6 protein-coding genes are annotated in these 5751 nt (G+C 65.4%); 4 read left to right on the plus strand and 2 right to left on the minus strand.

The features are described 5' to 3' along the window. Together JNK68_06690 and metG are read right to left on the minus strand one after the other, a co-directional pair. A partial coding sequence (locus JNK68_06690; protein MBL8540043.1) for a hydrogenase 4 subunit B occupies positions 1-825 on the minus strand: 825 nt, incomplete at its 3' end. A 264-nt stretch (positions 826-1089) separates the two neighbouring features. Then, entirely contained in the window at positions 1090-3162 is a 2073-nt protein-coding gene (metG, locus tag JNK68_06695; GenBank protein MBL8540044.1) for a methionine--tRNA ligase, read from the minus strand. 145 nt (positions 3163-3307) lie between these two features. Here metG and apbC point away from each other — a divergent pair, with 145 nt between their 5' ends. The 4 genes from apbC to JNK68_06715 all read left to right on the plus strand — a co-directional run. Next, positions 3308-4396 carry an iron-sulfur cluster carrier protein ApbC gene (gene apbC, locus JNK68_06700; protein ID MBL8540045.1) on the plus strand — a complete coding sequence of 363 codons (1089 nt, stop codon included), beginning with the start codon at positions 3308-3310 and terminating at the stop codon, positions 4394-4396. Beyond that, positions 4396-4680, plus strand: coding sequence for a DUF1330 domain-containing protein (locus JNK68_06705; protein MBL8540046.1), 285 nt, complete (start codon positions 4396-4398; stop codon positions 4678-4680). The genes apbC and JNK68_06705 overlap by 1 nt, the downstream gene beginning before the upstream one ends. Before the next feature lie 45 nt (positions 4681-4725). Then, positions 4726-5298, plus strand: coding sequence for a dCTP deaminase (locus JNK68_06710; GenBank protein ID MBL8540047.1), 573 nt, complete (start codon positions 4726-4728; stop codon positions 5296-5298). A 28-nt stretch (positions 5299-5326) separates the two neighbouring features. Next, on the plus strand, positions 5327-5751 hold a 425-nt coding region (locus JNK68_06715; protein ID MBL8540048.1), incomplete at its 3' end, for an alanine racemase.

Here is a 5751-nt window from a genome sequence, read left to right on the forward strand (position 1 = left end):
GATCTGCAGGTAGAGCAGATCGAAGGTCACGCGCAGCAGCCCGTAGATCGCGGTCTTGAGCATGACTGCGCTCATCAGCGCCGACACCGGCGACGGCGCGGCCGGATGCGCCTCGGGCAGCCAGACGTGCAGCGGCAGCACACCGGCCTTCGCGCCGAAGCCGAAGAGCGCGAGCAGGAACGCGACCGTCGCCCACGGCGGCGTCGGCACCGCTGCGCGCATGGCGGCGAAGGTGTAGTCGTGTGCCGCGCCGTGCAGCACGCCGAAGCAGAGCAGGATGGCGATCGCGCCGATGTGCGCGATGAGCAGATAGAGGAAGCCGGCACGGCGAATTTCGGGCAGCCGATGGTCGCTCGTCACCAGGAAGAACGACGAGAGCGCCATGGTTTCCCACGCGACCATGAAGCCGTAGGCGTCGTCGGCGAGCAGCAGCAGCGCCATGCTCGCGAGGAATACGTGGTAGTAGAGACTCTGCAGGCCCGGTGGCGTGCCTTCCCCGCGGCGGATGTAGCCGGCGGCAAACACCGATACGCCGGCGCCTACTGCGCCGAGCAGCGTGAGGAAGCACGCGGAGAGCGCATCGAGGCGAACATGGAAGGGCAGATCCGGCAGCCCCAGCGGCAGCACCTGCGACGCCGGGAGATCGCCGAGACTGGCGAACGCTGTCGCGGCGAGAACGAGGCTACCGATCGCCCCTGCAGGATAGATGCCCTTCGCTACCAGCCGCACGTTGCGCGGCACGGCCACCCCTGCGGCGCCGAGGGCGAGCCACAGGCAGGCGACACCGACGATCACTTCGACCGGCGAATAGGTCACGGGCGAGATGCGGATCGACCGTGGGGGCTCGCTGCCACCGAGAGACCGACTCCCAGAGAGAGGCGCTGATCACCGGGGCGCCGCGCAAGCCGCGACGAAGTTATCGCAAGTCTGCGGCTGCGAGCGGTGCGGGGTTATGCCAGCGCGATGATGGAGACAACACTGGCCGCCATGATAGCACCCGCTGCGACCCGACGTCTCCCGGCGCCTTGTCACCCATTCCGGCGATGGTCGCGACACACGAGATGCGCGCGGCCACACCCGCCGGGCGCGTTACTTCACCTTCATGCCGGGTTGCGCACCGGCGTCCGGGCCGAGAAGGTAGAGCCCGGACCCGTCGCCGGAGGCCGCGAGCACCATGCCTTCCGACACGCCGAACTTCATCTTGCGCGGCGCGAGATTGGCCACCATCACCGTCAGCCGCCCGTTAAGGAGCACGGGGTCGTAGGCGGACTTGATGCCGGCGAACACCGTACGTGTCTCGTGGCCGAGATCGAGCGTGAGCTTGAGCAGCTTGTCCGCGCCCTCGACGTGTTCTGCCGCGACGATGCGCGCGATGCGCAGATCGACCTTGGCGAAGTCGTCGAGGGAGATCGTCTCCGCCACGCTCTCCCGGTGCACCTTGGCCTCCGCGTGCCCCTGCGGCGAGTGCGGAACGGCAGCGAGCGACTCGCGGTTGGCATCGACCAGCGCATGGATCTGTTTTGCCTCGATGCGCGTCATCAGGTGCCGATACGGATCGATGGTGTGGCCGAGCAGCAGCGTCCCGACGTCGCGCCAGGTGAGCGGCGACAGCCGCAGGAACGATTCGACGCGCTCCGCGATCGCCGGCAGCACCGGCTTCAGGTAGATCGTGAGCCAGCGAAAGACGTTGAGCACGACGGTGCAGACCTCGTGCAACTCGGCGCTGCGGTCGGGCTCCTTCGCCAGTTCCCAAGGCTTGCACGCATCGACGTACTGGTTCACCACGTCGGCGCAGCGCATCACCTCGCGCACCGCCTTGCTGAACTCGCGGCCTTCGTAGCTTGCCTGCACGCTCGAGGCGGCATCGCGAATCTCCTCCATCCACGGCTCGATGCGGATCTCGTCGGCGAGCCGGCCGCCGAAGCGGCTGGTGATGAAGCTGGCCGCGCGGCTGGCGATGTTCAGGTATTTGCCGACGAGATCGGCATTCACCCGCGCCACGAAGTCATCCAGGTTGAGGTCGATGTCCTCCATCGTCCCGTTCAGCTTGGCGGCGTAGTAATAGCGCAGCCACTCGGGATTGAGCCCCTGCCGGAGATAGCTCTCGGCCGTGATGAAGGTGCCGCGCGACTTCGACATCTTCTCGCCGTTCACGGTGAGAAAGCCGTGGGCGAAGATCCGGGTCGGCGTGCGGTAACCGGCGAACTCCAGCATCGCCGGCCAGAAGAGCGCGTGGAAGTAGAGGATGTCCTTGCCGATGAAGTGGACCAGCTCGGTCTCGTGTCCCGGCCGCAGGAAGTCGTCCGGTTCCAGATGCACGCCCTCGGCGTGCTGCTGCGCGACGTAGTTCTGGAAGCTGCCGAAGTAGCCGACCGGCGCATCGAGCCAGACGTAGAAGAACTTGGCGCCGTTCGTGCCGGGGATCGGGAAGCCGAAGTAGGGCGCATCGCGCGAGATGTCCCAGTCGGAAAGCTTGTCCTCGCCGGCCTCGCCCAGCCACTCCTGCATCTTGTTCGAGGCTTCCGGCTGCAGGCGGCCCGGCTCGCGCGTCCAGCGCCGCAGGAAGCTCACGCAGTCCGGGTGCGAGAGGTGGAAGAAGTGGTGCTCGGACGCCTTGCGCACGGGGGTCGCGCCGGACACCGACGAGTACGGATTGCGCAAATCGGTCGGCGAATAGGTCGCACCGCACACTTCGCAGGCGTCGCCGTACTGGTCCTTCGCCCCGCACTTCGGGCACTCGCCCTTGATGTAGCGGTCCGGCAGGAACATCTCCTTCACCGGATCGTAGAACTGCTCGACCTCGCGGCGGATGATCAGTCCGCGCACGGCGAGCGCACGGTAGATGTCCTCGCAGAAGCGCTGATTCTCCTGCGAGTTGGTCGTGTAGTAGTTGTCGAAATCGACGTGGAATCCGTCGAAGTCGCGCTTGTGCTCGTGCCACACGCGCTCGATCAGGGCCTCGGGCGTGATGCCTTCCTTCTCGGCGCGCAGCATGATCGGCGTGCCGTGCGTGTCGTCGGCACAGACGTAGTGGACCTCGTGCCCCAACATCTTCTGCAAGCGCACCCAGATGTCACTCTGGATGTACTCGACGAGATGTCCCAGGTGGATGGCCCCGTTAGCGTAGGGCAGTGCAGAGGTGACCAGGAGGCGACGGCTCATGAGAATGGGACCACAACTGCCTGTTAAACTTACAAATTGTAAAACAAAAGAACGCAGGCTTGCTTGCGCATTCCTAGCGTGTGATGAACTGGCACCCGCGGTCGATTAGAATTCGATTTTCCATTCCTGCCCGAGGAAGCTGTCCATGGCCATCTCCACCCTCCAGGTCGAAACCGCCCTGAAGGAACTCGTCGATCCCAATACCGGGAAGGACTTCGTCGCCAGCAAGTCAGCGAAGAACATCAGGGTCGACGGCAACGATGTCTCGGTCGACATCCTGCTCGGCTATCCCGCGAAAAGCCAGATCGACGGCATCCGCCGCCAGGTGATCGAGAAGCTGAAGGGGCTGCCCGGCGTCGGCAACGTGAGCGCCAACGTGTCGATGAAGATCGTCGCGCACGCGGTGCAGCGCGGCGTCAAGCTGCTTCCCAACGTGAAGAACATCGTCGCCGTCGCCTCCGGCAAGGGCGGCGTGGGCAAGTCCACCACCGCGGTGAACCTGGCACTCGCGCTGGCGGCCGAGGGAGCCAGTGTCGGCGTGCTCGACGCGGACATCTACGGACCGTCGCAGCCGATGATGCTCGGCATCACCGGCCGCCCCGAATCGGTCGACGGCAAGAGCATCGAGCCGATGGAGAGACACGGCGTCCAGGCGATGTCGATCGGCTTCCTGATCGAGGTCGACACGCCGATGGTGTGGCGCGGACCGATGGTCACACAGGCGCTCGAGCAGTTGCTGCGCGAAACACGCTGGCGGGAGATCGATTATCTCGTGGTGGACATGCCGCCGGGCACCGGCGACGTGCAGCTCACGCTGGCGCAGAAGGTCCCGGTCACCGGCGCAGTGATCGTCACCACACCGCAGGACATCGCCCTCATCGACGCGCGCAAGGGGCTCAAGATGTTCGAGAAGGTGAGCATCCCGATCCTTGGTGTGGTGGAGAACATGAGCCTGCACGTCTGCCCGAACTGCGGACACGAGTCGCACATCTTCGGCAGCGGCGGCGCCGAGCAGATGTGCAAGGATTACGACATCGACCTGCTCGGTTCCCTGCCGCTCGACCTCGCCATCCGCGAGCAGGCCGACTCGGGCACACCGACCGTGGTCGCCGATCCCGACGGTCGCGTGGCGGAGATCTACCGGCAGATCGCACGGCGCGTCGCGATCAAGATCGCGGACAAGGCCCGCGACATGACCGCGGCCTTCCCGAAGATCGTCATCCAGAACACGTGATGACCGCTTACGTCGTCGGGCGCATGCACGTGCGCAATCGCGACAAGTGGGAACAGTATCTCGCGCAGGTCGGTGCCACCTTCGCGCCGTATCAGGGCGAGGTCGTGCTTCGCGGCAGGGACGCGGTAAACCTCGACGGCGTGGACGCGCACGAACTGGCGGTCGTCGTGCGCTTCCCGGATCTGGCGGCGGCCGAGCGCTGGCGCCAGTCGCCCGAGTATCGCCGCATCGTGCCGCTGCGCGACGAAGCTGCGGACGTCGTGCTGATCGCCTACAGCGCCTGAGCGACGCCGCCACAAACAGCCGACAAACAGGGAGCCATCCTTCGGATGACCATCAAGTCCGACCGCTGGATTCGTCGCATGGCGCAAAGCCACGGCATGATCGAACCGTTCGAGCCGCACCAGGTGAAGGAGGTGAATGGTCAGCAGGTCGTGTCCTTCGGCACCTCCAGCTATGGCTACGACATACGCTGCTCGGAGGAATTCAAGCTCTTCACCGACATCAACACGACGATCGTCGATCCCAAGAATTTCGATCCGAAGTCGTTCGTCGACGTGAAGGGGCCGTCGTGCATCATTCCGCCCAACTCGTTCGCACTCGCGCGCACCGTCGAGTATTTCCGCATCCCGCGCAACGTGCTCACCATCTGCCTCGGCAAGTCGACGTACGCCCGCTGCGGCATCATCGTCAACGTGACGCCGCTCGAACCGGAGTGGGAAGGCTACGTCACGCTGGAGTTCTCCAACACGACGCCGCTGCCGGCACGCATCTATGCCAATGAAGGGGTCGCGCAGGTGATCTTCCTGGAGGCAGACCGCGAAGACGTCTGCGAGACTTCGTATCGCGACCGCGGCGGCAAGTACCAGGGTCAGCGCGGCGTGACGCTGCCCAAGATGTGACCGCAGCGATCCGGAAGGCGGTGGCGCGATGACTGCGCGCGTCGGTCCGGCGGCGCGTGCGAAGGTCGACGCACTCCACATCGATCTCGAGACGGTGCGCGAGGCGGCGGCAGCGCACTACACGCATCCCTTCCTGCTGCTGGACACAGACGTCGTGCGCGCCAGTGTGCGTCGGTTCCAGCGTGCGCTGCCGGGTGTCCGACCGCATTACGCGGTCAAGGCCAATGCGCACCCGGCGCTGCTCAAGGTGTTGCGGGAGGAGGGAATCGCCTTCGAGACCGCCTCCGTCGGCGAGCTCGACCTGCTCCTGGAACTCGGGGTACCGGCTGGCGATATCCTGTACTCGAACCCGGTCAAGTCTCGCGAGCACATCGCGCAGGCGGCGCGGCAGGGCGTCGAGTGGTTCGTCGTCGATTGCGTCGAGGAACTGCGCAAGTTCGCCGCCATTGCGCC

Source organism: Betaproteobacteria bacterium, assembly GCA_016791345.1.
Classification (GTDB): Bacteria; Pseudomonadota; Gammaproteobacteria; order Burkholderiales; family JAEUMW01; genus JAEUMW01.

Excerpts from the sequence above, each read along its gene's own strand:
- metG (MBL8540044.1), bottom strand. The coding sequence starts at position 3,162 with ATGAGCCGTCGCCTCCTGGTCACCTCTGCACTGCCCTACGCTAACGGG.
- JNK68_06705 (MBL8540046.1), top strand. The coding sequence starts at position 4,396 with ATGACCGCTTACGTCGTCGGGCGCATGCACGTGCGCAATCGCGACAAG.
- JNK68_06710 (MBL8540047.1), top strand. The coding sequence starts at position 4,726 with ATGACCATCAAGTCCGACCGCTGGATTCGTCGCATGGCGCAAAGCCAC.
- apbC (MBL8540045.1), top strand. The coding sequence starts at position 3,308 with ATGGCCATCTCCACCCTCCAGGTCGAAACCGCCCTGAAGGAACTCGTC.